The sequence below is a fragment of the Actinoalloteichus hoggarensis genome (assembly GCF_002234535.1).
GTDB lineage: Bacteria > Actinomycetota > Actinomycetes > Mycobacteriales > Pseudonocardiaceae > Actinoalloteichus_A > Actinoalloteichus_A hoggarensis.
The window spans coordinates 5841065-5865201 of the sequence record NZ_CP022521.1 but is presented as its reverse complement, the minus strand read 5'-3'; the positions used below and the strand labels follow the sequence as shown (position 1 = coordinate 5865201).

The 24137-nt window shown below is 71.2% G+C and carries 20 protein-coding genes, 1 pseudogene and 1 CRISPR repeat array; of the genes and pseudogenes, 10 read left to right on the top strand and 11 right to left on the bottom strand.

Translation table 11 applies throughout. From position 1 onward, the window contains the following. Positions 1-269 precede the first annotated feature (269 nt). The 7 genes from AHOG_RS24945 to AHOG_RS24910 all read right to left on the bottom strand — a co-directional run bounded on the left by AHOG_RS24945 (position 270) and on the right by AHOG_RS24910 (position 9302). Entirely contained in the window at positions 270-2246 is a 1977-nt protein-coding gene (locus tag AHOG_RS24945) for a Xaa-Pro dipeptidyl-peptidase (protein WP_093943487.1), read from the bottom strand. A 1093-nt stretch (positions 2247-3339) separates the two neighbouring features. Continuing rightward, positions 3340-3732, bottom strand: coding sequence for a VOC family protein (locus AHOG_RS24935; protein WP_093943486.1), 393 nt, complete (start codon positions 3730-3732; stop codon positions 3340-3342). Between the two features lie 527 nt (positions 3733-4259). Beyond that, positions 4260-4442, bottom strand: a complete 183-nt coding sequence (locus tag AHOG_RS30390; RefSeq protein ID WP_311770191.1) for an NUDIX domain-containing protein — start codon at positions 4440-4442, stop codon at positions 4260-4262. A 663-nt stretch (positions 4443-5105) separates the two neighbouring features. Then, complete coding sequence (locus tag AHOG_RS24925; RefSeq protein ID WP_157737032.1) at positions 5106-5834, bottom strand: hypothetical protein; 729 nt, start codon at positions 5832-5834, stop codon at positions 5106-5108. After that, complete coding sequence (locus AHOG_RS24920; RefSeq protein WP_093943484.1) at positions 5831-6055, bottom strand: hypothetical protein; 225 nt, start codon at positions 6053-6055, stop codon at positions 5831-5833. Before AHOG_RS24920 ends, AHOG_RS24925 begins: the two co-directional genes overlap by 4 nt. A gap of 661 nt (positions 6056-6716) precedes the next feature. Next, positions 6717-7172: a CRISPR direct-repeat array (repeat unit 28 nt; unit sequence GAGCCATCCCCGCACGCGCGGGGCCGAT). A 105-nt stretch (positions 7173-7277) separates the two neighbouring features. Further along, complete coding sequence (locus AHOG_RS24915) at positions 7278-7508, bottom strand: acyl-CoA carboxylase subunit epsilon (RefSeq protein ID WP_093944793.1); 231 nt, start codon at positions 7506-7508, stop codon at positions 7278-7280. Positions 7509-7658: 150 nt separating this feature from the next. After that, positions 7659-9302: an acyl-CoA carboxylase subunit beta gene (locus AHOG_RS24910; RefSeq protein ID WP_093943483.1), complete on the bottom strand. Its 1644-nt coding sequence runs from the start codon at positions 9300-9302 to the stop codon at positions 7659-7661. A 183-nt stretch (positions 9303-9485) separates the two neighbouring features. Here AHOG_RS24910 and AHOG_RS24905 point away from each other — a divergent pair, with 183 nt between their 5' ends. From AHOG_RS24905 to AHOG_RS24865, 8 genes and pseudogenes are all read left to right on the top strand, one after another. After that, a complete protein-coding gene (locus AHOG_RS24905) occupies positions 9486-10346 on the top strand; it encodes a biotin--[acetyl-CoA-carboxylase] ligase (RefSeq protein WP_093943482.1) in 861 nt (286 codons plus the stop codon). A 640-nt stretch (positions 10347-10986) separates the two neighbouring features. Beyond that, positions 10987-11523 carry a PH domain-containing protein gene (locus AHOG_RS24895; RefSeq protein ID WP_093943480.1) on the top strand — a complete coding sequence of 179 codons (537 nt, stop codon included), beginning with the start codon at positions 10987-10989 and terminating at the stop codon, positions 11521-11523. Further along, positions 11520-12479, top strand: a complete 960-nt coding sequence (locus AHOG_RS24890) for a hydroxymethylglutaryl-CoA lyase (RefSeq protein ID WP_093943479.1) — start codon at positions 11520-11522, stop codon at positions 12477-12479. Before AHOG_RS24895 ends, AHOG_RS24890 begins: the two co-directional genes overlap by 4 nt. Positions 12480-12603: 124 nt before the next feature. Next, positions 12604-13308 carry an adenosylcobinamide amidohydrolase gene (locus AHOG_RS24885; RefSeq protein ID WP_245856432.1) on the top strand — a complete coding sequence of 235 codons (705 nt, stop codon included), beginning with the start codon at positions 12604-12606 and terminating at the stop codon, positions 13306-13308. A 180-nt stretch (positions 13309-13488) separates the two neighbouring features. Continuing rightward, positions 13489-13896, top strand: a complete 408-nt coding sequence (locus AHOG_RS24880) for a YbaB/EbfC family nucleoid-associated protein (protein WP_093943477.1) — start codon at positions 13489-13491, stop codon at positions 13894-13896. 68 nt (positions 13897-13964) lie between these two features. Next, positions 13965-14282 carry a WXG100 family type VII secretion target gene (locus AHOG_RS24875; RefSeq protein WP_093943476.1) on the top strand — a complete coding sequence of 106 codons (318 nt, stop codon included), beginning with the start codon at positions 13965-13967 and terminating at the stop codon, positions 14280-14282. Between the two features lie 31 nt (positions 14283-14313). Further along, entirely contained in the window at positions 14314-16848 is a 2535-nt protein-coding gene (locus AHOG_RS24870; protein WP_093943475.1) for a TNT domain-containing protein, read from the top strand. Positions 16849-16861: 13 nt separating this feature from the next. Beyond that, positions 16862-17125: pseudogene (locus tag AHOG_RS24865) on the top strand (hypothetical protein); the annotation flags it as partial. 883 nt (positions 17126-18008) lie between these two features. Here the strand turns inward: AHOG_RS24865 and hisN are convergent. Further along, positions 18009-18797 carry a histidinol-phosphatase gene (gene hisN / locus AHOG_RS24860; RefSeq protein WP_093943474.1) on the bottom strand — a complete coding sequence of 263 codons (789 nt, stop codon included), beginning with the start codon at positions 18795-18797 and terminating at the stop codon, positions 18009-18011. 165 nt (positions 18798-18962) lie between these two features. On the opposite strand from hisN, the gene AHOG_RS24855 reads away from it, so the two are divergent. Together AHOG_RS24855 and AHOG_RS24850 are read left to right on the top strand one after the other, a co-directional pair. Continuing rightward, on the top strand, positions 18963-19637 hold the full coding sequence (locus AHOG_RS24855; protein WP_093943473.1) for a response regulator transcription factor: 675 nt from the start codon (positions 18963-18965) through the stop codon (positions 19635-19637). Positions 19638-19643: 6 nt separating this feature from the next. Continuing rightward, positions 19644-20921 (top strand): ATP-binding protein, encoded by a 1278-nt coding sequence (locus AHOG_RS24850; protein WP_093943472.1) that lies wholly within the window; start codon positions 19644-19646, stop codon positions 20919-20921. Positions 20922-21699: 778 nt separating this feature from the next. Here AHOG_RS24850 and AHOG_RS24845 read toward each other — a convergent pair. The 3 genes from AHOG_RS24845 to AHOG_RS24835 all read right to left on the bottom strand — a co-directional run bounded on the left by AHOG_RS24845 (position 21700) and on the right by AHOG_RS24835 (position 23948). Further along, on the bottom strand, positions 21700-22518 hold the full coding sequence (locus tag AHOG_RS24845; RefSeq protein WP_093943471.1) for a nucleotidyltransferase family protein: 819 nt from the start codon (positions 22516-22518) through the stop codon (positions 21700-21702). Positions 22519-22731: 213 nt separating this feature from the next. After that, positions 22732-23250 carry a GtrA family protein gene (locus AHOG_RS24840; RefSeq protein WP_093943470.1) on the bottom strand — a complete coding sequence of 173 codons (519 nt, stop codon included), beginning with the start codon at positions 23248-23250 and terminating at the stop codon, positions 22732-22734. A 143-nt stretch (positions 23251-23393) separates the two neighbouring features. Further along, positions 23394-23948 carry a GtrA family protein gene (locus AHOG_RS24835; protein ID WP_093943469.1) on the bottom strand — a complete coding sequence of 185 codons (555 nt, stop codon included), beginning with the start codon at positions 23946-23948 and terminating at the stop codon, positions 23394-23396. Positions 23949-24137 lie beyond the last annotated feature (189 nt).

The following is a 24137-nucleotide window of genomic DNA, read 5'->3' as shown; positions in this document are numbered from 1 at the left end:
ACGAAGCCATGGCCTCGTAGACCGTGACAGTGCGCCCGGCCCCTTCCGGACGTGGGCGTCCTCACCGGAAAGTGGCTGTCAGTGCACCCATGGTGATAGTGGCGCGTGGGCGGCTGTGTGCCATGCGACCCGGTGTCGGACGCGAGCGACGGCGGGTCGGCGTCCGAGCGGGAGTGGGGCGGACGTCTCTCCTGGCGGTGCCGGGCACGGGGCGCGGCGATCACTGGTGCGCTCCCGTGCCCGGACCGTATGACGCTCGAGCAGTCCGCTCAGCCCCGGACCTGGTCGCCGTTCACGAGGATCATCGGTTCCTCGGGGACGCGGTGCTCCCGCACCGTCGGCGGTTCCTCGCGGACCGGGCCGAACCGGATCTCGCCGTCCACCAACGGAACGTCGACGCTGGTCCCGCGCAGCCCGACCGTGAGGGCGGGCGTGCCCGAGGGCGCGCGCAGGTAGCGCGAGTCGCTGCCGCCGATGATCAGTGCGAGCTGGTGTCCCGCGGGCACCACGTGATCGGTGGTGGAGAGTCGGAAGGTCACGTCGTAGGACTGCCCCGGCTCCAGCGTCTCCCCGTCGGTGCGGGAGGAGTGGTTGGCGATGTCCGCCCACCCCCGCGCGAAGATCTCCAGGTCGACGTCGGCGGTGGTCGTCTCGGTGTCGCGGTAACAGGCGTCGTCGAACGGCGTGCTCTCGCCCCAGCAGGACCGGGTGGACAACGTCCGGATGCCCTCGCCGCTGCCGAGATAGTCGCGGGTGGTGGCAGGCCCGTAGTCCACCAGCGTCGCCGTGAGATGGCCGACGGGCAGCGAGGAGGACACCGACACGGTCACCGACCCGGTGCCCGCGATCCGGGCGTCCCGACTCAACGGCGGGGTGTAGAAGAGCAGCCGGTCGTCGGCGGGCTGATCGGGCGACTCGGCCCAGGCGAACTGGTTGCCGCCCGCGCCGCGCTCGATCCGCAGGCTCTCCATCGGCGGATGCCGGTGCACGCCGAGATGGCCGAGCCCCTCGGTGCCGCTCACCCTCGGCGTCAGCGTGACGTCGGCGGTGGACGCGGGCGGCCAGACCGGTTCGTCGGTCCAGACGTCGGGGGCGCGTTCGATGGTGGCGGTCGGCTCGGCGTCGATGCCGTTGGGCACCTCCAGCAGCCACCGGTCGAACCAGCGGTGCAGGGTGTCGACCCATTCCTCACGGCGGAAGTCGAACGGGTCGACGTGGCCGGCCTGGGTGAGCCAGACCTTGCGTGGCACGTCGTGTTCCGCCAGCGCATCCCACCAGCGGCCGAAGTGGATCATCTTGACGTTGAGGTCGCCGAGCCCGTGCACGGCGAGCACGCTGGCCTGGACGTTCGCCGCGTCCTTGGTGTGGTCGCGCTCCTCCCACAGGTCGGTCCAGTCGCCGTCGGTCGGCGCGCCCGCGTCCAGCTCGGCCTTGACGTGGCCGCAGTCGCTCCGCCCGCCGCCCTGCTCCACGGTCCTGGCCAGGCCTGCGGGGGAGTTACGGAAGGCCGCGCCGTCGGAGCCGTAGTAGTCGTACCAGGAGCTGATGGCGCCGATCGGCACGATCGTCTTCAGTCCGGGCGTCCCGGTCGCGGCGACGCCGTTGGCGATGGTGCCGTCGTAGGACTTGCCGATCATCCCCACGGCGCCGGTGGACCAGTCGGCCGAGGCGTGCTCGTCCCCGGTCGGCGAGGTGTAGCCGGTGGCGGCGCCGTTCAGCCACTCCACGACGGCGGTCGCCGAGGTGACGTCGGAGGGGCCGCCGACGTCCACGCAACCCTGGGAGCGGTTCGTGCCCGCCAGGTCGACGAGCACCGTCGCATAGCCGCGCGGCACGAAGTAGTTGTCGTAGAAGAGGGGGAAGCCCTCCGGCCTGCCCTCCGCGTCATAGGTCTTGAGCTGGCTCTCGTTGCCCCGGCCACAACAGGAGTAGTAAGGGCTGGCATCCATGATCACCGGTACCGGCAGGCCTGCCTGGGCGGGTTCGGCGGGCCGGATGATGTCGGCCGCCACTCGGTCGGAGACGCCGTCGCGGTCGCCGTCCATGCCGATGTCGACCCAGACGGTCTCGCGGATGGCGTCGGCATAGGAGTGCACAGGGGCGCTGACACCGCCGTCGAGCGTGAACGCGGCGTCCGTCGGTGTCCTCTGCTCGTCGGTCGCCACGGCGGGCAGCGCCGTTCCGGCCAGCAGGGCACCGGCCAGCGGCAGTGCCAGTAATCGTCTTGTCGGTGGTCTCGTCGGCATGGGCGCCTCCTGATGACACGGCAAGGTCGTTTGACACGCTAACGGCCCGGCGGGGGGTGCGACAGATCCATTCGCTGCCGAGATCGGACGAGTTTCCGTCAGGCATCACTGCTGGTGACGGCGCCTGCGGTGTCGTTCACTGTCCGCGATGTCACCGTCGGTCGGCCGGCCGACGGGCGCGGGTGCCTGGTCCACGGCCGCCCGACGGAAACGGCATCGGCTGCGGAGTCTCCACCCCGGTCCGCGGTCGCCGGCAAGACGGACGGGACTGCCCCCTCGCTGGACCCGCCACCGCCACGATTCGACCCACTCCGCTGCCGCGCCGTGCTGACCTGCTTCGATGGGCGCCGCCGCGACCCGTTCGACGCGGTGCGGAAGGGATCTCGCGGCCGTGTCGATCTCGAGGCGAGGCGCTCGACGCACTCGTGAGGGCGTCGCGAGACGCCGAGCCTCTTGCCGGCGATCAGTACCGACGAAGGCGAGCACACCCTGCGATTCGTGATCGTCATGAAGGCGACCGAGGAGACGGAGAAGGGCGCGCTGCCGGATGAGGCGCTGCCGCCGAGATGGGCCGCTACGACGAGGAACTGGTGAACTCGGGAATCCTGCTTGCCTGCAAGGGACTGCGCTCCAGCGACAAGGGGCCCGCGTTCGGTTCAAGGACGGAAGATTCTCGGTCGTCGACGAACCCCTCACCGAGGCCAAGGAGCTGGTCGCGGGCTTCTGGCCGATGCCGATGTCGATGGCGTCGAAGGCGGAGGCCGTCGAGGGGCGCGCCGTCGTCCCGCGCCCTCGGTCGGGAGCAGGAGATCGAGACCCGGCAGGTCTCCGAGGCCGATGACTTCGGTGCCGAGTTCACCCGGAGCCGCGCCAGGCCGGGGACAGGCCGCGGGAGCAGGTCGCCGCGCGGAACGAGTGAACGAGGCCTCCGGGCGCATCGTGTCCCGAGGCAGGGGAGGGACACGATGCGGCGGCATGACCGCCGCCGCGTCCACGCCGCCCGCGGTCCGCTCCGGACCGCCGTCGCCGCCGTCGTCTCGGTGTCCACCGGACCGTCGAGCATCAACCCTCGTGGCGGACGCCGAGACGACCGTCACTCCGGGCCGAGCAGGTCCCAGCGGTTGCCCACGAGATCGAGGAACACGGCCACCCGCCCGTACGGCTCGGTCCGAGGCTCGGTGACGAACCGGACGCCCGCGGCCGTCAGCCTGCGGTGGGCGGCGGGGAAGTCGTCCACCCGCAGGAAGAATCCGACCCGTCCGGCTGCCTGCCTGCCGACGGCGGCGGACTGATCGGCCCCGTCGGCGCGGGCGAGCAGCAGCCCCGTCCGTGCTCCCGGCGGACGCACCACCACCCAGCGTTTCGGGTGGCCGTCGTCGGTGAGGGCGGGTTCGTCGGACACGAGATCGAAGCCGAGCACGTCGACGAAGAAGGCGATCGCCGGGTCGTACTCCGGAACCACGAGGGTGACCAGTTCGAGGTGCACCAGCCGACGGTAGCGCTGCGTCTCGCCCGGTCGGTCGAGCCTGACGCGGGCGGAGGCGGAGCATCGACGGCCGTCGACACCGGTTCGGCGCAGGCGCCCGCCGCGTTCGTCGGTGCCTCGGCTCAGCCGGCGGGTTCTCGGAGTGCCGGTGGGCCGTCATCGGACCGGCGGCGGCTCGGCTGTCCGTGACGTGCCGCCGTCGCCTGCGGGGTCGCAGGAGGCCGATTCCGTGTGTGACCAGGGGAGGACGTCATACCGGGATCGCGTCGGGACGGGACTCGCGCTCTCAGCCCATGGTGGAGAAGGAGACGTCGTCGCGGAACGCCGCGATCCCCGCCGCCGGGTAGGCGATGACGTCCGAGGAAGCCCGTGCAGGCCGGATCAGCCGAGATCGCGGCATTTCTCAGGCTCACGGTTCACCGGTGTTCCGGTCCAGCTTCGCGTCGTGAAGAAGATGCCGAGCCGCGGTTCCGGCCCGGAGTCGTTCACGTGCACGGTGTGGACGTGCGCCAGATCGCGGGTGTCGATCACGACGCCCCCTCCTCCTGGACCTCGCGTGCCGCGGTGCTGAGCACGTCCTCGCCGTCGTCGAGTTTGCCGGAGGGGAGGTGCCACAGCCCGTCGAACAACCCGCCGCGACGTTGTGTCGGAAGCACGTCCCCTGCGCGGACCAGCAGGACATGGACGTCGACGAGATGGCGGTCCGGCACGTCGATCGGGTCCTCGTGTCGGAGACGGCGGTCCGTGCCGGAAGCGCGCATCAGCCGGGGAGGACGTGCAGGCCGGAACGGCAGCCTACGTCCGCGTGCCGCCCCCCGCCGCCACCGCGCACCCTCTTCGTGATCATGGCGGCGGACGGCGGTGCAGCCGGCCATCCCCGCATGCGCGGGGCCGATCAGCCGACTGCACCTGCCGTCAATGGGTGCTGCTTCGTGTGGACGCTGGTCGCGGCGCACACTCGCGGACGCATCCGACCAGGTGGCATTCAGGCTGACTCCGGTGAAGTGTGCCCAGGGCCAAGATGCCGAGAAGCCTTGCGGCACGACCGTGGCGCTTCTTCGTTTCCTGACCTCCGTCCTGCCTGCCCCCGTAGCCAGCGGTGTGATTGCGGCTCCCGCCGACCAGGGGCTCCGGGCGCCGTACTACCTCAGTCAGCCTGGATGCTGTCGACCTCTCCGATGTAGACGTTGCGCCGGGCGTCGGGGACGTGCATGCCGGCTGCGGCCGGGGGCTGAGACTTGATCTCCGCACCGTCGAGGGCGGATCACCATCTCGAGGTTCTAGGTGACGGCTGTGGCGCTCGTCGTCCTTCCAGTGATGCTGGTGTGGAAGGCCGTTCTCGCCGTCGGCCCTGACACCGCGGCCGGGTTCGGTCAGGAAGCGAGCAGCTCTGCCAGCACCGCCTCGTACGCTGCCTGATCTGCCTCGGGAGTCCGCGCCGCCGAGTACGACAGCACCACCAGGCCGTCCCGATGCGCGCCTTCTCCGAACCCCTCCTCGTACGCGATCGCGGGGGGCTCCTCGGCGAACGTCAGCACGGTGACGGCGTCCGTGGTCACCCGCGACGCACACCTCAGTTCCGTGCAGCCTGCCGTCGTATCGCGAGGTTCTGGGACAGCGAGATCCGCCGCGGCGAACACATCCACCACCTCTTGTGCGGACACACCTACTACCTCGGGACGGTCGTCTCCACCAGGGTTCGGGCACTCGACGAGCGTGGCCGGGTACGTGTCCCCGGTGACTCGACCTGCCGTGTAGAGCTGCGAGGCGTCTTCCGACACCACCCATTCGCCGCGACAGACGACCGTGGTCGCGGTCTCGTCGCGCACCACGGCGATCGATGCGGCCTCTTGGTCGTCGGTGTTCGCTGCGAACCAGTCGTGGATCGCTGCCGTCGCGCTCTCTTCCGTGGCGTCCGGTACTACCAGTGCACCATCAACCTCTGTGTACTCCGGCACAAGACCATGGTCGGGCGCTGCCTCGGTGGTTTCGGTGGACCCGCATCCGGCCGCCATGCACACAAGGGCCGCGACGGCCCCCGTCATCATCTTCTTCACGCCCATGACGTCGCTGGGATCGCACGCCGAGTTATGGCTGGTCACCACATCGTGATCAGAAGCCTCCCGCCCATGCCCACCAAGCTCTTGCCCACCCGCAGCAGACGCCGGGTGCGTCCCTGCTCGACCGACGCCGACACCGACACCGACACCGACACCGACAGCGTGGCGCGGCTTGGCGGTGGGTCTACGACGACCGCCATGGTCCGCTCGGTGTGATCAGGGGGCTCCGCGAAGAGCCGTCCTGCGTCGCCGGGTGCGGGCACGGTCGACCATCCTCCCCACCGAGGCGGTGAGTGCCTGGCCTTCAACCGGAACGACTGCCGGGGATATGCGCCAGTGCCACAACGCGAAGACGGCGCGGGGAACTTGCTGAGGCGACGACGCGCAAGTCCTGGTGACCGTGATCGCCGGGGCCACCTGCCGCAGGCAGGACCACGGCTGCACTCGAACGCAGGGGGCCGAGCGATCTGCTCGTTGACGTCGACCGGCTGGCTGAGCCTTCGGCGCACCCGCGACCACCCGGCCGAGCTGGTGTTCTTCCGCGAGGCCCGTGATGCGCTGCTCCTCGGCTCCATCGTCCCGCTGAGCCCCGACAACGTCCGTGGGTTGCGAGCCCAGCCCGGGCGCCGCGACGCATCGTCGAAGCCGCCAGCGAAGGTCGAGCTGGCGGCCGTCGGTTTGCTCACTCGCCTGGATCAACCGTGCGGAACTCCCCGTGTACTGCGACGTGTGGTCGAAGTGGGTGTCGGTCGCGGCGATCCTGTGTGCCGAGGGCCGGAGGTCGAAGATCATCGCCGTGTGACGACTAAGAATCCGGCGCGGCAGGGTCCGCCGCGAGGCCGCGACGGCGAGCCACCCCCGCGCGGGGTCGATGTCTCGACGAGCCATCGGCCGTGGAGCGTGCAGGAGCCATCCCCGCACCGCGAGCCATCCCCGCACGCGCGGGGCCGATGCAAAATCCGTGGTCAACTACCTGGACTCGGGAGAGCCATCCCCGCACGCGCGGGGCCGATTGTGTCCATTGAGAGGCCAAGCTCGACGGGCGGTGAGCCATCCCCGCACGCGCGGGGCCGATTGCTGGTGACGACCGGTGTCGACACGATGTCGCGAGCCATCCCCGCACGCGCGGGGCCGATGGCGATGTCGAGACCAAGTCCGAGTAGATCGTGGAGCCATCCCCGCACGCGCGGGGCCGATCTGCCCGACGACGTGCCGGTGGAGGTGCGCGAGGAGCCATCCCCGCACGCGCGGGGCCGATCGCCGTTGCTGAACCGGTCGTCGAGCCCGACGGGAGCCATCCCCGCACGCGCGGGGCCGATCCGCCGTGCTGGACCTGCACCGGTCGCGGCTGAGAGCCATCCCCGCACGCGCGGGGCCGATACTTCTTGACCTGCGGCTTTATTCGGCGCCAGGCCGGTCTTCTACCACGTGATACGCGTCACGATACCGGTCGGATGGTCCGCCGCTGCGACCCCGCCCATGCCGTCAGAGCCCCGATCGGCGCCAGGCATCGGGGCCGGGGAAGAGCGGGCGGCGCAGTGAAGCGGCTCGGTCGGCCCAGCCGGAGCGTGCGGGTTCCGGGTCTGTCACCGGCGGGGCGGCTGCGGGAAGCGACGCCAGGACGGCGGTCAGCGCGGCGAGTTCGACGTCGTCGGGCTCGCCTCGAATGATCCGCAGCACCGGTCGGCCCTGTCGACCCTCGGCATCATCACTCATGATCGTCCTCCAGTCCTGCCGGGCAGGCTTCGCCCACCGCCGCGTCGTCGAGTCTCGACGTGCGCCGGGCACCGAGGTCGAGCCGAGGCCCGGGACCCGGTACACGCCCAGGACCCGCCCCGAGCCCGAGCCCGGCCCCACGTCCCGCCGTCACAGCGGAATATTCCCGTGCTTCTTGGGCGGCAGCGTCTCGCGCTTGTCGCGCAGCAGCCGCAGCGAGCGGGCGAGGTAGCCGCGCGTGTGCGAGGGGGCGATCACCGAGTCGACGTAGCCGCGTTCGGCCGCCACGTACGGGTTGCACAGCGTGTCCTCGTACTCCTGCTGGAGCCGGGCCCGCAGCGCGTCGGTGTCCTCGCCCTCGGCGGCGGCCTTGGCCAGGGTCTTGCGGTGCACGATGTTCGCCGCGCCCTGCGCGCCCATCACCGCGATCTGGGCCGTCGGCCACGCCAGGTTGACGTCGGCGCCGAGGTGTTTGGAGCCCATCACGTCGTAGGCGCCGCCGAAGGCCTTCCTGGTGATCGTCGTGATCAGCGGGACGGTGGCCTCGGCGTAGGCGTAGAGCAGCTTCGCGCCGCGCCGGATGATGCCGTTCCACTCCTGCTCGGTGCCGGGCAGGAATCCCGGCACGTCGACGAAGGTCAGCACGGGCACGTTGAAGGCGTCGCAGGTGCGCACGAACCGGGCGGCCTTCTCGCTGGCGTCGATGTCCAGGCATCCCGCGAACTGGGTGGGCTGGTTGGCGACCACGCCCACGCTCTGTCCCTCGACCCGGCCGAAGCCGACGATGATGTTGGGGGCGAAGCGCTCGTGGACCTCCAGGAACTCGCCGTCGTCCAGCACCCGCGACAGCACCTCGTGCATGTCGTACGGCTGGTTCGCCGAGTCCGGGATCAACGTGTCGAGTTCGAGGTCCGACTCGGTGAGCTGGTCGGCGACCGGCCCCGTGCCCGTCGGGTTCGGCGACGGGAAGACGGGCGGCTCACTGAGGTTGTTGGACGGCAGATGTCCCAGCAGCGCCTTGACGTAGGAGATCGCGTCCTCTTCGTCGCCGCCCAGGTAGTGGGCCACGCCGGAGCGGCTGTTGTGGGTGTTCGCGCCGCCCAGCTCCTCGAAGGTGACCTCCTCCCCGGTCACCGTCTTGATGACGTCCGGGCCGGTGATGAACATGTGGGAGGTCTTGTCGACCATCACCACGAAGTCCGTCAACGCGGGCGAGTAGACGTGCCCGCCTGCCGTGGCGCCCATGATCAGCGAGATCTGGGGGATCACCCCGGAGGCGTGGGTGTTGCGGCGGAAGATCTCGCCGTAGAGACCGAGGGAGACGACGCCCTCCTGGATGCGGGCGCCGCCGCCCTCGTTGATGCCGACGATCGGCCTGCCGGTCTTCAACGCCAGGTCGAGGATCTTGACGATCTTCTCGCCGTAGACCTCGCCGAGCGATCCGCCGAAGACGGTGACGTCCTGGCTGAACACGCAGATCGGGCGGTCGTCGACGGTGCCGAAGCCGATGACGACGCCGTCGCCGTAGGGCCGGTTGTGCTCCTGCCCGAAGTTGGTGGACCGGTGCCTCGCATGCTCGTCGAGTTCGACGAAGGAGCCGGCGTCGAGCAGCATGTCGATGCGCTCGCGGGCCGTCTGCTTCCCCTTGGCGTGTTGTCGTTCCACGGCCCGGGCGGACCCGGCGTGCACGGCCTCGTGGTTTCGGCGCGCCAGGTCGGCGAGCTTGCCCGCTGTGGTGTGGATGTCCGGTTCGACGTCCGACAGGTCCCCGACGGGCTCGGTTGCGCTGCTCATGTGGCCGAGCCTAGCCGGCATCTCGCCGACTCTCGTAGTACCTGCGGGCCGCATCCTGCTCGGTGCCGCGTGACGGCCCCGCCGCGGTCGGGGTGAGGTCGTCTCGCCCGTGGGCCGCTCGATCCGCGCGGCGGGGTCCGAGGCGACCTGCCGATTCGGCGCCCTCGCCCGTATGCTCCGCCGATGGCCTCTCATCCCGAGCGCACCCCGCTCGACCAGGAGACGCTGCGCGCGGCCCTGCTCGGACCCGCGGGCCCGTATGCCGCGCTCGACGTGGTGGCGACCACCGGTTCGACCAATGCCGACCTCGTCGCGGCGGCACAGGCGGGCGCGCCGGATCGGGCCGTCCTGATCGCCGAGGAGCAGACCGGTGGTCGAGGCCGACAGAGCCGATCGTGGGCCTCGCCCGCCGGGGCGGGTCTGTACTTGAGCGTGCTGGTGCGTCCCGAGGGCGTGTCGCCGGTGCACTTCGGCTGGCTGCCGCTGCTCGCCGGGCTCGCCCTCACCCGGGTGGTGCGAGCGACGGCCGGAGTGACGGCGGCCATGAAGTGGCCGAACGACCTGCTGGTCGGGCCCGCGGAGCGCAAGTGCTCGGGGATCCTCGCCGAGGCAGTGACGCAGCCACCGCCGGGCGGCGGCGTGTCGAGCCCGGCCGTGGTCGTCGGCCTCGGCCTCAACGTCGATCACCGTCCCGAGGAGCTGCCTGCCAGGCCGCAGGGCCCGGAGGCGACGTCGTTGCATGCGGAGGGCGCCGTCGGCCTCGACCGTGTCGCCCTGGCGATCGACCTGCTCCGCGAGCTGGACGCGGTCGAGCGTGTCTGGCGGAGCCATCACGGCGACGTCGTGCGATCCGGACAGCTCGCGGCCTGTCGGCAGGCGAGTGCGACGCTGGGCCGCCGGGTCCGCGTGGAGTTGGCGGGTGACCGCAGTGTGCTCGGGACCGCCGTGGACGTCGACGAGGCGGGTCGGCTCGTCGTCCGCTCCGACACCGGGCAGACCGAGGCCTACTCCGCGGGCGACGTCGTCCACCTACGGGCGCCTTGACCTCTTCGCCTGCTCGGAGCCCGTCGAGTCGGCGAGCACGCAGGCTGCGAATCGTCTCCGGCACCGCCGCGTGACCGCCCGCCGCGGTCGGCCACCCGAGCCGGGCCGCGACAGGGCGTTCCGGCGGATCGGGATGTTCCTCGGCGAGTACTCGGAGCGTGCTGCTGCCCCGACACTCGGCCCGACACACAGCGGGACCTCGAAGAAGGGTTCCGTCGGGTGCCTCACCCCGAGTGTCGGCCCGCGCCCAGCCTGGGCGTGAGCCCGGTCTCCGCAGGTCGGTTTGCGGCCGGTTCGCGACGAAACGCGACCCGGGCGGCCGTGCGGTGCCCCGTGCGCGCGACCTGCGGCACGGGCACCTCACGTCGACGATCCCGGCGGCCGGTCCGCACCCCGGTGGCTGCCGACCGGAGCCGCGGCGCTGCTCGTTTCGGGTTCGTCGCCGCGTCCGCTCTCGACAGGCCCGTCTCGGTCGGGCAGATTCGGACCGTCGTGCGGCGTCGACGGGCACGCCGGCGGAGTGGCGTCGACGGCCGTCCGGTCCCGGATCGTCATGGCCGTCGCCGTCCCGTCCGCGGGGTCTCGCCGGTACGGTGATCGCGTCGGAGACGACGGCAGGGCCTGATCTGGAGGAAAGACCGTGGGTTACCCGGAGAACATGCTCACCAACGACGAGCATGTCGTCGTCCACAAGCACTCACATTGGAAGATGATCTTCTGGCCGACCGTGGCCCTGCTGTTGATCATAGCCGCGGGCGTCTTCGGGGCGCTGTACGTCAGCGACCAGGAATGGAACACGATCGGCTGGATCGCGATCGGCTCGATCGGCGTCATTCTGATCATCTGGTTGTTCCTCGTGCCGTTCATCCGCTGGCAGAGCACCCACTTCGTGGTGACCAACGAGCGGGTCATGTATCGGGCGGGCGTCCTGCACCGCACCGGTGTGGACATCCCGCTCAACCGGATCAACAGCGTCCGCTTCGAGCACAGCCTGACCGACCGCATCCTCGGCTGCGGCACGCTGATCATCGAGTCGGCCTCCGACGAGGCGCTCACCTTCGACGACGTCCCGCAGGTCGAGCGGGTGCACGGCATGCTCTACCAGCAGATCGACGAAGGTGACCAGGGCAACTTCTACTACCCCCAGCGGTCCCAGCAGCCGCGTCGGTCGGAATGACCTCCGTCCGCGCCCTCGGGCTGCCGCAGCACTCGCCCGCCGTCGAGGACGTCGAGCTGCCCGCGCGGGTGACCATCTGGGAGGTCGGAGCCCGCGACGGTCTCCAGAACGAGTCGACGGTCATCGGAGTCGACGTCAAGCGCGAGTTTCTGCGCAGGCTGGCGGCGGCGGGCCTGACCGTGCTCGAGGCGACGAGCTTCGTGAGCCCCCGATGGGTTCCGCAGCTCGCCGACGCCGCCGAACTGCTGGCGGACCTGCCGCGACCGCCCGGCGTGCGTCATCCGGTGCTCGTGCCCAACGAACGCGGCCTGGACCGCGCCGTCGAGGCGGGCGTACGAGACATCGCGATCTTCGCCAGCGCCACCGAGTCGTTCGCCCGACGCAACCTGAATCGAGGCATGGACGAGCAGTACGCCATGTTCGAGCCCGTCGTGCGACGGGCCCGCGAGGCGGGAATGCGGGTGCGCGGCTACCTGTCGATGTGCTTCGGCGATCCGTGGGAGGGGCCTGCCGATCCCGCGTCGGTGGCCGCGGCGGGTCGGCGGCTGCTGGATCTCGGCTGCGAAGAGCTCTCGCTGGGCGACACCATCGGCGTCGCGACGCCGGGTCAGGTTCAGGCGCTGCTGCGGTCCCTCGCCGCGAACGGAGTGTCGACCGGCCAGATCGCCGTGCACTTCCACGACACCTACGGGCAGGCGTTGTCCAACACCTACACCGCCCTGCGCGCCGGTGTTTCCACGGTGGACTCCTCGGCGGGCGGCCTGGGCGGCTGTCCGTTCGCGAAGTCCGCGACGGGCAACCTGGCGACCGAGGACCTGGTCTGGATGCTGGACGGGCTCGGCATCGAACACGGCGTCGACCTCGACGCGCTGGTGCATACCAGCGTCTGGATGGCGGAGCACCTGGGCAGGCCCAGCGCGTCTCGCGTGGTCAACGCACTCGGCGGCGGTGCCTGACGCCCGCCGCCCGCCGTCTCGAACGAGGTCTCGCGGAGCCCTGCGCGGCGGCCGTCGTTCGACGCGGCCCCGTGCCCTGCGGTAGACAGTCCCGTCGGCATCCGCGGAACAAGGAGAAGCGCTCGTGACGACCCGACCGGCGTTCGCCATGGTCGCGGGGCTCCCCGTGCTCTCCTGGCGGCTGCCGACGCCGTGGCTGTCGATCTCCTCGGCGGTGCTGGGCGGCGGCATCGGCGAGCGACACTGGGCCTGCAACGCCACCGTGCGTCACGACTACGACCGGCCCGATCCGGCCGTGCACCTGACCGAGATCGGCACCGCCCTCGGCTGCGCCGGGTCCGGTGTCGGGCTGCTCACCGCCGTGGACGTCCGGGATCAGGTCACCCGCGTCGATCACGGAGTGTCGGCCTGTGTGACGACCGGTGTCGGGAAGCACCCGACCTGGGCCGCCGCGCCCGAGTCCGAGTTCGATTCCGATCCCGCGACGCCGGGCACCGTCAACGCCGTCTGTCTCCTCCCGGTTCGGCTCACCGAGGGCGCGCTGGTCAACGCGATCGCCACCGTGGCCGAGGCCAAGGCACAGGCCTTCCGAGAGGTCGGCGTGCCGGGCACCGGCACCTGCACCGACGCCACCATCGTGCTGTGCCCGCCCGACGGCGAGCCGGAGCGCTACGGCGGCCCCCGCTCGCGGATCGGCGGCGCCCTCGCCAGGGCGGTGCACGCGGCCGTGCGCACCGGCCTGCTCGCGCCGGAACCCCGCCTCACGCCGTGGCCCGCCGACGTGGGCTCGTCGCCTCGCCCGCCGGGTCTGTCGTCGATCGTCGACTGACCGTCGAACGGCGTTCGACGGCGTCGTCGCCGGTTCACCCGCACCGACCCTGCCCGTCGGCAACGGTTGAGGGGCAACCGATCCGGCCGAGAAAAGGTGGCGGATTCGCGGGAACCGGAAGGTCGACCGCGCCGTCCAACACCGGTACATCTGTCGGCGGCCGGATTACCGGAGGCGTTCATGGTGACCGACCACCAAGCCAGCGTGGAGCGGCTGCTCGGCGAGTATCGACGCAGTCGAGAGCAGCTTGGTGAGGTGCACAGGCGTCTCGCCGAGATCAGCGAGACAGTGGTCAGCGCCGACTCGTCGGTCGCGGTCACCGTGGGACATCGCGGGGCCGTCCACCGGGTGGCGATCGCCGATCACGCCTATCGAAGACACCGCCCGGCCGAGCTGGCCGCACTCATCCAGCACACCATCCATGCGGCGTCGGCCGCCGCCGCGTCGGCCGCCGCCGGAGTGGTCGCGACCGTGCGCGGCGCGACCGACGACCCCTCGACGGCGGATCGTCGGCAGGCCGGCGGAACGTCGACGCAGCAGGAGAGACCCGTCCAGTCCACCGTCTTCGACAACAAGGGCTGGCGTTAGCGGATGTCCGAGGACCGACGGCCCGACTTCGGCGCAGCCCGGTCGTCGAGCACAAGGGAGGCGCAGGAATGTTCAGGGTTGATCCAGAGCAGCTGGAGACGCAGGCAGGCAGACTCACCGGGACTTCCGGGTCGATCGAGGACACGACACAGACGCTGCGTGGCGCGGTGACCGACAGGATGGGCTGTTGGGGTGTCGACGAGATCGGTCGCAGCTTCTCCGCGCGGTACCTGGACCCGGCCTCTCACGTGCTCGCGCTGATGGACGCGCTGCCGGATCAGCTGCTGGACATGCGCGACCGACTCCAGGCCACGGCGCGCGACTACACCGGAGTGGACGAGCACAACGCGGGCCTGGTCGGATCGCCCGACGCCGGGTCTCGCTGACCGTCCGTCGCTTCTGGACAGGGGTGGAGAAATGGGTATCAAGCTTCCGGAGGAGCTGGCCGACGTGGCGCAGCGGGCCGGGGTCCGGTGGCCGGAGGCCGACGAGGACCAGATGCGGTCGCTGGCCGAGGCGTGGCGCGCCGCGGCTGCCGCCGTGCGTGAGTCGAGAACCGACGCACACGGTCACGTGGAGGGCGCGTTCGAGAGCTATGAGGGCGACGCCGCCGACGCCGCCCGCGAGCACTGGGAGCTCTTCGTCGCCGAGGACGGCCGGTTCTCCTCCATCGTGCGAGGCTGTGAGGAGGCGGCCGCGCAGCTGGAGTTCGCCGCCGATCAGATCGCCGCGACCAAGGTGGAGATCATCCGCAGGCTCGTCAAGCTCGCGGTCCGGACCGACGCGGCCGAACAGGCGGCCGCCGACGGCGACGCCTCGGCCGAGGCCGAACTCGACTCGCTGTTCGCCGGTGCCAAGGCCGAGTTCGCCGAGGTCAATCAGACTCTCGCCGCCGCGGTGGACGTGGAGGCGGGCGAGGCGCTGCCCGACGTCGTCACCGACGAGGGCGATATGTCGGCCTTCCAGCCGCTGGGCACGACTGCGGGGGAGCTGCTCGATCCGGATCTCGCCGCGCTGTTGGGCATCGACCCCGACGCCGTGCTGCCGGAGTTGGGCGACCGGGACGGCGGCGAGGGCGACGAGGACGCCGATCCCGGCGAGGAGGACGGGTTCGACGACGCGCCCCCGCTGGTGCTGTCCGAACTGGTGAACTCGATGGTCGAGTCCGGTGAACTCGCCCGCTCCGACGCGGGCGAGCTCGCCGAGAACCGGGGGTTCACCTGGGGTGACGATCTCATCGAGCAGCAGGAGGCCGAGTCGGGCGGTCTCTCACCCGCGGAACTGCGCGATCTCGACCCCGAGAGCACCGGGCCGATTCCTGCGGGCGTGGTGGATCAGGCCGCCCGCGCCGCGACTCCCGCGTCGGCCGCCGAGGGCGGCGGGCCGCCCGTCTACTCGCCGCCGGTCTACACCCCCGACCCGTCGATGAACACCGGTCCGATCAACATCCCAGCAGGTCCCGGGGGCTCGGCCGGTTCGGGCGGCTACGGCGGTGGTCCGGGCGGTCACGGCGGTGGTTCGGGTGGCGGCGGTTCCGCCGCGCCCGCCGCGCCCGCCGCGCCCGGCCTCACGCCGTCCTTCTCCGGCCCGCCGCCGGAGGCCGCGCCCGCGCCTGTTCCCCGCCCCGAAGCACCGGCGCCCAGCGCGCCTCCAGCGCAGAACATGCCGCCCGCCCCCGGCCCCCAGGCGCCCGCCGGGCCGTCCGGGGGCGGCGGCCAGGCACCGCCTGCGTCCGGTGGCGGCGCGGGCCAGCCGCAGGCACCGGGACGCCCGATGCCGGTACTGCCCGGTCCCGGCGCGCCCGGCGGCATGGGTCTCCCCGGCGGCCCCGCCGCACCCGGCGTGCCCGGGGCTCCGGTGAGCCCCGGAGCGCCCGGTGGAATCGGCGGCGGTGCCGCCGTTCCCGGCGCGGGCGCTCCGGGGGCGGCCGCACCCGGAGCCGCTCCGCCCGCGAAGCTGCCGCCCGCGGGCGGCCTGCCCGGTCTCGGCGGTGCTCCGGCTCCGCATGCCCCCGGCGTACCGGGCCTGGCGGCAGGCCCCGGAGCGAGCGCCGCGCCCGGTCTCGGCGGTGCGCCGCCCGCAGGTGGCGGCGCGATGGTCGCCCACGTGGCGGGCGGCGGCCCCGTGGCAGGCAAGTCGATCGGGCCGATGGCCCAGGGCGCCGATCTGTTCGGCGGCGCGCCGGCCGATCAGAACGCGGCGGGCCGAGCGGTGCGCCCGACGCAGCAGCCGGACGCCGAACTGCTCGCCTTCACCATGAACCTCTTTCCCCTCGGTCATCTGCCGGTGCCCAGCACGAGGCCTGCTCGGCAGCTGCCTGCGCCGCCTCGGGAGACCGACTTCGCCCCCGGAATCCGGTTCCCGCCGCAGGACCACCCGCAGTCGGAGCTGGTCGACCTGCGTAGCTCGGTGTCGAAGCCCGCGCCGGAACAGCAGGGCACGTGTCCGCCTGCGCTGCTCTCCGGCCACGACCCGCTCGGCGATCTGCACGAACGCGCCTGGGACCGGCGGTTCGTGGTGCGTGCGGCCGCGACGGGCCACGGCGCGCCCGCCGAGTACGCCTGGCCGCCGGGAGAACTCTTCCCGGAAGGAGCCGCCGACCCCGCCGGGAGCGAAGCGGTGGTCCTGGCGGCGGGCACCGCCCTGGATCGGCTCGGAACGCCGGAGGGCCGTGTGCTGGCGGAGGCCGACACCCGGTTCGCGACACGGTCGTTGCCACCGGGGTACGCGGACCGTCCGTATGCGCGATACGTGGTGCAGCGGCCGCTGCCCGCGTGGCGGGCCGTCTCGGCGCCCTGGTTCGCGCAGCCGGGCGGCGGCCTGCGATTCCGACTGACGCAGTCGGTGGCCGAACTGCTCCGCGCGGGGTATCTGGCCGTCGACGAGGACGCGCCTGCCGCGCGGGTGTCCGCCACGGTGGCCGACATCCCCCAGACAGTGCCGCAGGCATGAGGAGACCGGCTCGATGAACATGGATTCGCTGCTCGACTGGCTGGTCAGGATCGGCGTGCCCGCCCAGGTCGTCTCGGTGGGAGCGGAGGCCGATGACACCTGGTGCGTCCTGCGTGAGGAGGCTCCCGGCGGGGAGACCGCCTGGGAGGTCTTCTGGCGGGAGCAGGGCAACCGCTACGACTGGGCACGGTTCACCAACGAGCAGGTGGCTTGTCTCTACCTGTTCGGCAGGCTGGCCTGGACGCAGACGGTGCGAGGGGTGATCGGGAGTCCGCCCTCGACGGCGGTCGGCACGCCGCGGACCGCCGGGTCCGGGTCGGTTCCGGACGCGGCAGACTCGGCGGTCGCCGGGCAGCCTGCGCCCGCCGCACCGGCCGGGACGTCGCCGCCGCCGGGCGTGTCCGCGACGCAGTCGGGACCGCGGGCCGACACGGCCGGTGGTCCTGCGGGACAGCCGTCGTCGACCAGGTCGGGACCGGTGCCCCCCGCGGCGGCGGGGACGAACGGCGGCCGGAGCGCGGACGAGTCGGACGCCACCCCGCCCACGGGAATCCCCACCATCCGATTGTCGAAGGACGCCGGAAACTCGGCGGCCCGTCTCGACGGCTGACCGAACCGCGGCGGGTGGTGCGTCGGGCACGGCTTCCGGCACCACCCGTCGCCGGCAATCGGTTCGGGTCACTAGCACAGAGCACCAGACGTCCCGCCGGGATTCACCCGGTCGGGAGGGCGGTTGTCCACATAGCCGAGTTGTCCACAGGCACGGCCCGCCGACCGTGCGCGATACGGGCACGCTCAAGCATGGTCGTGCCATGACCACGCAGCCGAATCTCGCCCAGCCGAATCTCGCTCAGCCGGTGTGCGCCAGGCCGGAGCCCACACGGCGGCCGAGGTGCACACACTCGGCGTCCGGCCCTCCGACGTCCACGCGGTCGACGTCGACCAGATCGAAGCCCGCCGAGCACGGGCGACGTGTGAGCCGCGCCGATCCCTGCGGCATCGGCCGTCCGTGCTCGCCGATCACCTGTTCCGTCGTCGACCGATCACCTCGACGACCAGGCCGCCCCTGGGAGAGCTCCGCCCGAGCGCGGCTACGGCGTCGGGCAGCCGAGGCCGCCGTCCCGCTCGCGACCTGCTCACCAGAGACCGGCCCGGGCGGGTCAGCGGTTGCTCCGCAGCACCTCCAGCGCCGCGTCATGGACCAGCCCGTTCGAGGACAACGCGCTGCCCCCGGTGTAGTCGGGGACGCCGTCCAGGTCGCTGAACCGGCCCCCGGCCTCCTCCACGATCACCTGCACGGCGGCGACGTCCCATGCGTTCACCACGGCCTCGGCCGCGAGGTCGACGGCTCCCTCGGCGACCAGGACGTGCTGCCAGAAATCGCCGAACGCCCGGCTCTCCCAGCAGGCGTCCAGCAGCGCGAGGTAGGCACTCCGCGAGTGGTACTCGGTCCAGCTGCCCAGGTGCGTGGTCGACAGATAGGCATCGGAGAGCCGATCGACGCCCGAGACGCCGATCCGCCACGGGGCGCCGTCGCCCTCGCTGGTCCAGGCACCGAGGCCGCGGGCCGCCCACCACCGACGTCTTAACGCTCCCGCGCTCACCACACCCACCTGTGGCGTGCCGTCGACCACGAGCGCGATCAACGTCGCCCAGATCGGCAGGCCGCGAAGGAAGTTCTTGGTCCCGTCGATGGGATCGATCACCCAGGTACGGGCACCGGGGTTCTCGGCGCCGCCGCGTTCCTCGCCCAGGACCGCGTCCTCGGGGCGTTCCCGCGCCAGCAGTGCTCGGATCGAGTCCTCCACCGCGGTGTCCGCATCGGTGACCGGGGTGCGATCCGGCTTGCTGGTCACGTGCAGGTCGCGCGACCGAAACCGGGAGCGGGTCACGGCGTCGGCGAGGTCGGCCAGTCGGCGGGCGAGATCGAGATCAGCGGCAGATGACACCCGGCGAGCCTAGTGGGGTCGCCGTGGGCCGCCGTCGCCCCTTCACCTGGTCGGGGCGGCGGGGGACGGGTGATTCCCCTTCGTCCGCTTCACGGATGTGCTCGGGGGCGGATGTGCTTGGGCGAACCGGACGAGCGGTGCCGAGGAAGGCTCTAGGCTGACGGGGTGAGCGTGGTGCTGCTGGCAGAGGATGACGCGGCGATCGCAGAACCGCTGTGCCGAGCACTGCAGCGTGAGGGCTACTCGGTGCACGTGGTCGACGACGGTCCGAGCGCGCTGGAGGCGGCGACGTCGGGCCGGGGCGATCTCCTGGTGCTCGATTTAGGGCTGCCGGGGATCGACGGCCTGGAGGTTTGCCGACGGCTGCGCGCGGCGGGGCGCGATATTCCGGTGCTGATGCTGACTGCCCGGACGGACGAGGTGGACTTCGTGGTCGGCCTGGACGCGGGCGCCGACGACTACGTGGCCAAGCCGTTCCGGCTGGCTGAGCTGATGGCCAGGATCAGGGCGCTGTTGCGGCGGCGCGCCGTCGACTCGGTGGAGGCCAACGGGGTGCGGATCGACCTCTCCGCACGCCGCGTCCAGGTCGACGGGCGGGAGGTTCAGCTCGCCAACAAGGAGTTCGAGCTGCTTCGCGTGCTGATGCAGCACGCGGGGCAGGTCGTCACCCGAGACGAGATCCTCGACGAGGTGTGGAACGCCCCGGAGAACCGAACGAGCAAGACCCTGGACATGCATGTCTCCTGGCTGCGGAGGAAGGTCGGTGACGTGCACGGCCGCAACGGTGAGCAGCGGATCGCGACCGTGCGCGGCGTCGGGTTCCGTTTCAACGTGGATTAGGCGGCCGTGCGGACTCGCATCCTGCAGTCGATTCTCCTCGCGGTCTCGGTGACCGTGGTGGTCCTGGGGCTGCCCCTGGGACTTGCCTCGCTGCGGCTCGTGGAGGACGTCACCCGACGCGAGCTCACCGGTCGAGTGCAACAGATCGCCACCAGCCTCGACGCCCAGCTTGCCGAGGACGAGACGCTGGATCTGGTGAAGATCCGCGTCGCGGTGCCCGCGGACGGCAGCGTCACCGTGTCGCTACCGGGCCAGGGCACGGTCCGGGACGGTCCCGACCCGGGGCCCGACCCGGTGATCGAGACGGCGTCCATCGTGCGGCAGGGCACCGTGACCCTGGCGGTCCCCTCCGGCCCGTTGCGCGCCTCACAGGCACAGATGGCGGGTGCGGTGCTGCTGCTCGTCCTGCTCACCGTGGTGGTGGGACTGGTGATGGCGAAGGTGACGGCACGACGGCTGTCCGAGCCGCTACGGCACGTCGCCGCCAGGGCGGCTCGGCTCGGGGCAGGCGACTTCCGTCCGGACACGCGGCGCCACGGCGCGGTGGAGCTGGATCGCGTCGCCGACGCGCTCGACGCCTCGGCGTTGGCGCTGGCGCGGCTGATGGAGCGGGAACGGGAACTCGTCGGCGACGTCTCCCATCAGCTGCGAAGCCACCTCACGGCGCTTCAGCTGCGGCTGGAGGAGCTGGTGGATCCGCGTCAGCCGGTGAACCGCGAGGAGGCCCGTGCCGCGCTCGTGCAGGCGGAGAAGCTGTCGCGTGTGCTGGAAGACCTGCTGGCCACGGCCACCGCCGCTCGATCGAGGACAGCGGAGCCGCTCGACCTCGCCGAGGAGCTGCCCGAGGTCGTCGCGGAGTGGCGCGAGCGGCTGCGTGCCGAAGGCCGGACACTCCGGCTGCGGATCAGCGACGGCCTCCCCGCCAGGGTGACGCCCGCTCGGCTCCGAGAAGCGCTCGGCGTGCTGCTGGAGAACGCGCTGATCCATGGTGCGGGCACGGTCTCGGTGGTGGCCAGGCTGTCGGGTGCGATGGTGATGATCGAGGTCACCGACAACGGCAACGGCGTGCCGGAGGAGCTCTCCCGGCACGTCTTCGACCGGGGCTTCTCCGGGGGTGGTTCGACCGGCGTCGGACTGTCGCTGGCCAGGGCGCTGGTGGAGGCGGACGGCGGCAGACTCGAGCTGTACACGGCGCGTCCGGCGACCTTCGTCATCTTCCTGCTGGTGCCCAGGGCGGGCGACGTGCTCGGCATGCCGTGGCCGGTGGAGCCCACGCCGCGCTGAGTCACGTCGTGCTGGATCACGTCGTGCTGGATCACGTCGTGCTGAGTCACGTCGTGCTGGATCACGCCGGGATCGGACCGTGCCGTGCTGGGCTTGGGCGGTGCTGGTGCGAGCCGTGAAGGGTCCCGGGCTGTGGTGGACCCGGTCGTGCTGGTTCAGGCCGTACGGGGCCGGGCCGTACGGGGCCGGGCTGTAGTGGATCAGGCCGTGTCGGATCACGCCGCTGAAGCACACCGTGTCGAGCCAGGCCATGCCTGGCAGACACGGTGAACCAGATGGTGCGAAGCGAGGCTGTCGGGTCATGCCGTGTCGGGCCACGCCACGGCGGGATCGGACCACGGCGGGATCGCACCACGGTCGAGCCCTGCCGTGCTGATCTGCGCAGGCCGCGCTGCTGTGCCGCGATGGCGCCTGGATGCGTGGGTCCGGCCGTGCGGCATGGCGTGATCGCCGATGAGCCAGGTCGCCGGGGCGGGAGGCCCAGCGAGATTCGGGGTTCCGCGAGACGGTGAGCCCGTGAGATCCAGGGCGCGGGGACAGGCGCAGCGCAGGACCCCGACGGAGCGCGGAGCAGTGTGGAATCCGAGGCTCGGGAGGCGGTGAGTCGGCGAGGCCTGGTCGCGGGTCCTGGTCGACTCAGGAGTCCGGCCGAGCGCGCGACCTGGCGGCATCCGGGGTCCGGCGAGCCGGTGACCCGGGAGATCTCGCGGGAGGGGGCGAGACCGGACGCCCGATCAGGACGTCCGGTCGGGAGCGGTCCGTCGTGCGACGGCCGGTGTCAGCCGGCGGCCGGTGGCTCTGCGACGACAGGCCTCGTGGCGGCGGGCGTCGCCCCCGTGCTCACGGTGTCCACGGAGTGCCCGGCATCGGTGGAGCCGCCGTCCCGGCCTGCCGCGGCGAGTTCGACGGCGGCCTCCCTGATGTCCTTGGCCGTGTCGATCGCGCGCCAGTACCCGGTGATCTCGTGACCGGCCAGCTTCCCGCGCGCGGCGAGCTGCGGGAAGGTCGTCCGCTCATGATCGCCCTTCTCCGGCAGCTCGGCGAGGATCTCGCCCGAGAAGACGTAGACGCCTCCGTTGATCGGGTACGGCGAGAGCGGTGCCTCCACGAAGTCGTTGATCCGCCCGGACTCGTCGAGGTCCACCACACCCCAGGGCAGGCGCGGGCGGGCGAGAGCGACGGTGGCGACCGCCTCCTGCTCGACGTGACGCCTCGTCAGCTCGGCCAAGGAGAACCTCGTCCAGATGTCACCGTTGAGGGCGTACCACGGGGCCGTGGGATCCGGCAGCCGCGCGCCTGCGTAGCGGAGGCCGCCGCCTCGGCCCAGCGGCTCGTCCTCGACGACCGTCCTGACCTTGATCGAGCGCAGGTGCGCCGTCGACTCCAAGTGCTCGATGAGCACCTCGGCGAGGTATCCGGCCGAGACGACGACGTCCTCCACGCCTGCCTCGGCCAGCCAGTCGAGCTGATGGTCGATGATGCACCGGCCGGAGATCTCGATCATCGGCTTGGGCCGGGTGTCGGTGTGCGGGCGCAGCCTCGTACCCTGCCCACCGGCCAGGATCACCGCCTGCCGCACCGTCGTCGCCTGCGTCATGAGTTATGACGGTAGCAACCTGGTGTGACGGGCGAAGAGGGTGTGGGAGATCGGCGCGAGGCCGCTCGGATTCGCGTCCCCGGGCCCCCGACGAAACCGATCCGGTCGCATTGCCCGCCGTGCGGCGTGATATGTCCGTGATGCGACGGTTCGCCCGTCCGGGCGGGAATACGGTGTCTCCGGTGCGCCGTGGGGAATGCGCCCCGCCACGGATCAGGTGTCTGCCGAGTCGTCGGCCACACGATCGGGCCGACCGGTGAAGACGAATTTCCGGAACGCCCACCAGCGGAATGCCATGCCCAGGAGCGTGCCGATGATGCTGCTGCTGACGAAGTCCGCGATCTCCTCGGTGAGCCGACTCACTGCCGGCGCGTCGAAGCCGAGCACATAGCGTGAGATCCACAGCGGGGCGGCGTACATGATCACGCCTATGCCGCTGATCAGGAAGAACAGTGCTGCCTCATGCGGTCTCTCGTGCCCGCCGCCCCTGGTGCGGAACGACCACTCCCGATTCAGCACGTACGAGACGATGGTGGCGACCAGCACGGAGACGATCTTGGCCGTGACCGGGTGAGGTTCGAGGATCGTCAGCTTGAGCGCGTAGAAGATGAGCGTGTCGATCAGGAACGTCATGCCGCCGACGGCGGCGAACTTGAGTAGTTCCTGGTGTTTCAACGCCAGACTTCGAAGGGATTTCGGTACCAGGTTGACAACGGTCTCGACCAGCGCCACCCGCGCAGTCTACGGACCGGTTATATGCGCCGGGCTTCACAGTGGGGCCTGCATCGTCCTCGCACGTCACGTGCCCCGGCCGCCGGGCGGAGCTGGTGCGACGAGCGGTCTCGGCGCCCTCGGAGGGCCGTCGGGCCGCACCTTCAGGAGCGGAGCGGCTCCTCCTCGGCAGGCGGGTCCTGGTCGTAGGAGGGAACGGTCGACCGCGCCCGCACGTTCTCCTGTGGGAAGACGAAGCGACGGAAGGCCCACCAGCGGAAGCCCATGCCGATCAGCGTGCCGATGATCTGACCGCTGCTGAAGTCGGCGACCTCCTGGGTGAAGCGGCTCACCTCGGGAACCTGAAGATCGAACACATAGCGTGAGATGTAGAGCGGCGCGGTGTTGATGACGACGCCGATGCCGCTCACCAGGAAGAACAGTGCCGCCTCGTGGGGCGTGTCGCGACCGCCTCTGGTGCGGAACGACCACTCTCGGTTCAGCACGTAGGAGAAGATCGTCGCCACGAGCACGGCGATGACCTTGGCCGTGACCGGTTTCGGCGACAACACGGTCAGCTTCAACGTGTAGAAGACCAGATTGTCGATCAAGAACGCCGAACCGCCCACGAACGCGAACTTCACGAGCTCTCTGTGCCGCAGCGCGAATGATCGCAGCGGTTCTGGAACTCGATTGAGCACACTCTCGACGACCGACACCGCCGCAGTCTACGAAAACCGCGCCGTGGCGGGGCGTGCTGCGCTGCCGTGAGTGTCGTCGACCTCATTTCGGGGCGGTCGGCGAGCTGCCGACAGACGCCAGACACGGCACGGTTCACATGACGGTCGGTGACCGCCTTCCGTCGCCGGGGTCATCTATTCGGATGGTCATCGCGTCGCGACGTGTCT

What these genes read in the sequence shown, in the direction of transcription:
- AHOG_RS24945 (WP_093943487.1), bottom strand. Translation starts at nt 2,246, where the DNA reads ATGCCGACGAGACCACCGACAAGACGATTACTGGCACTGCCGCTGGCC.
- AHOG_RS24915 (WP_093944793.1), bottom strand. Translation starts at nt 7,508, where the DNA reads ATGAGTGATGATGCCGAGGGTCGACAGGGCCGACCGGTGCTGCGGATC.
- AHOG_RS24910 (WP_093943483.1), bottom strand. Translation starts at nt 9,302, where the DNA reads ATGAGCAGCGCAACCGAGCCCGTCGGGGACCTGTCGGACGTCGAACCG.
- AHOG_RS24905 (WP_093943482.1), top strand. Translation starts at nt 9,486, where the DNA reads ATGGCCTCTCATCCCGAGCGCACCCCGCTCGACCAGGAGACGCTGCGC.
- AHOG_RS24890 (WP_093943479.1), top strand. Translation starts at nt 11,520, where the DNA reads ATGACCTCCGTCCGCGCCCTCGGGCTGCCGCAGCACTCGCCCGCCGTC.
- AHOG_RS24880 (WP_093943477.1), top strand. Translation starts at nt 13,489, where the DNA reads ATGGTGACCGACCACCAAGCCAGCGTGGAGCGGCTGCTCGGCGAGTAT.
- AHOG_RS24875 (WP_093943476.1), top strand. Translation starts at nt 13,965, where the DNA reads ATGTTCAGGGTTGATCCAGAGCAGCTGGAGACGCAGGCAGGCAGACTC.
- AHOG_RS24870 (WP_093943475.1), top strand. Translation starts at nt 14,314, where the DNA reads ATGGGTATCAAGCTTCCGGAGGAGCTGGCCGACGTGGCGCAGCGGGCC.
- AHOG_RS24845 (WP_093943471.1), bottom strand. Translation starts at nt 22,518, where the DNA reads ATGACGCAGGCGACGACGGTGCGGCAGGCGGTGATCCTGGCCGGTGGG.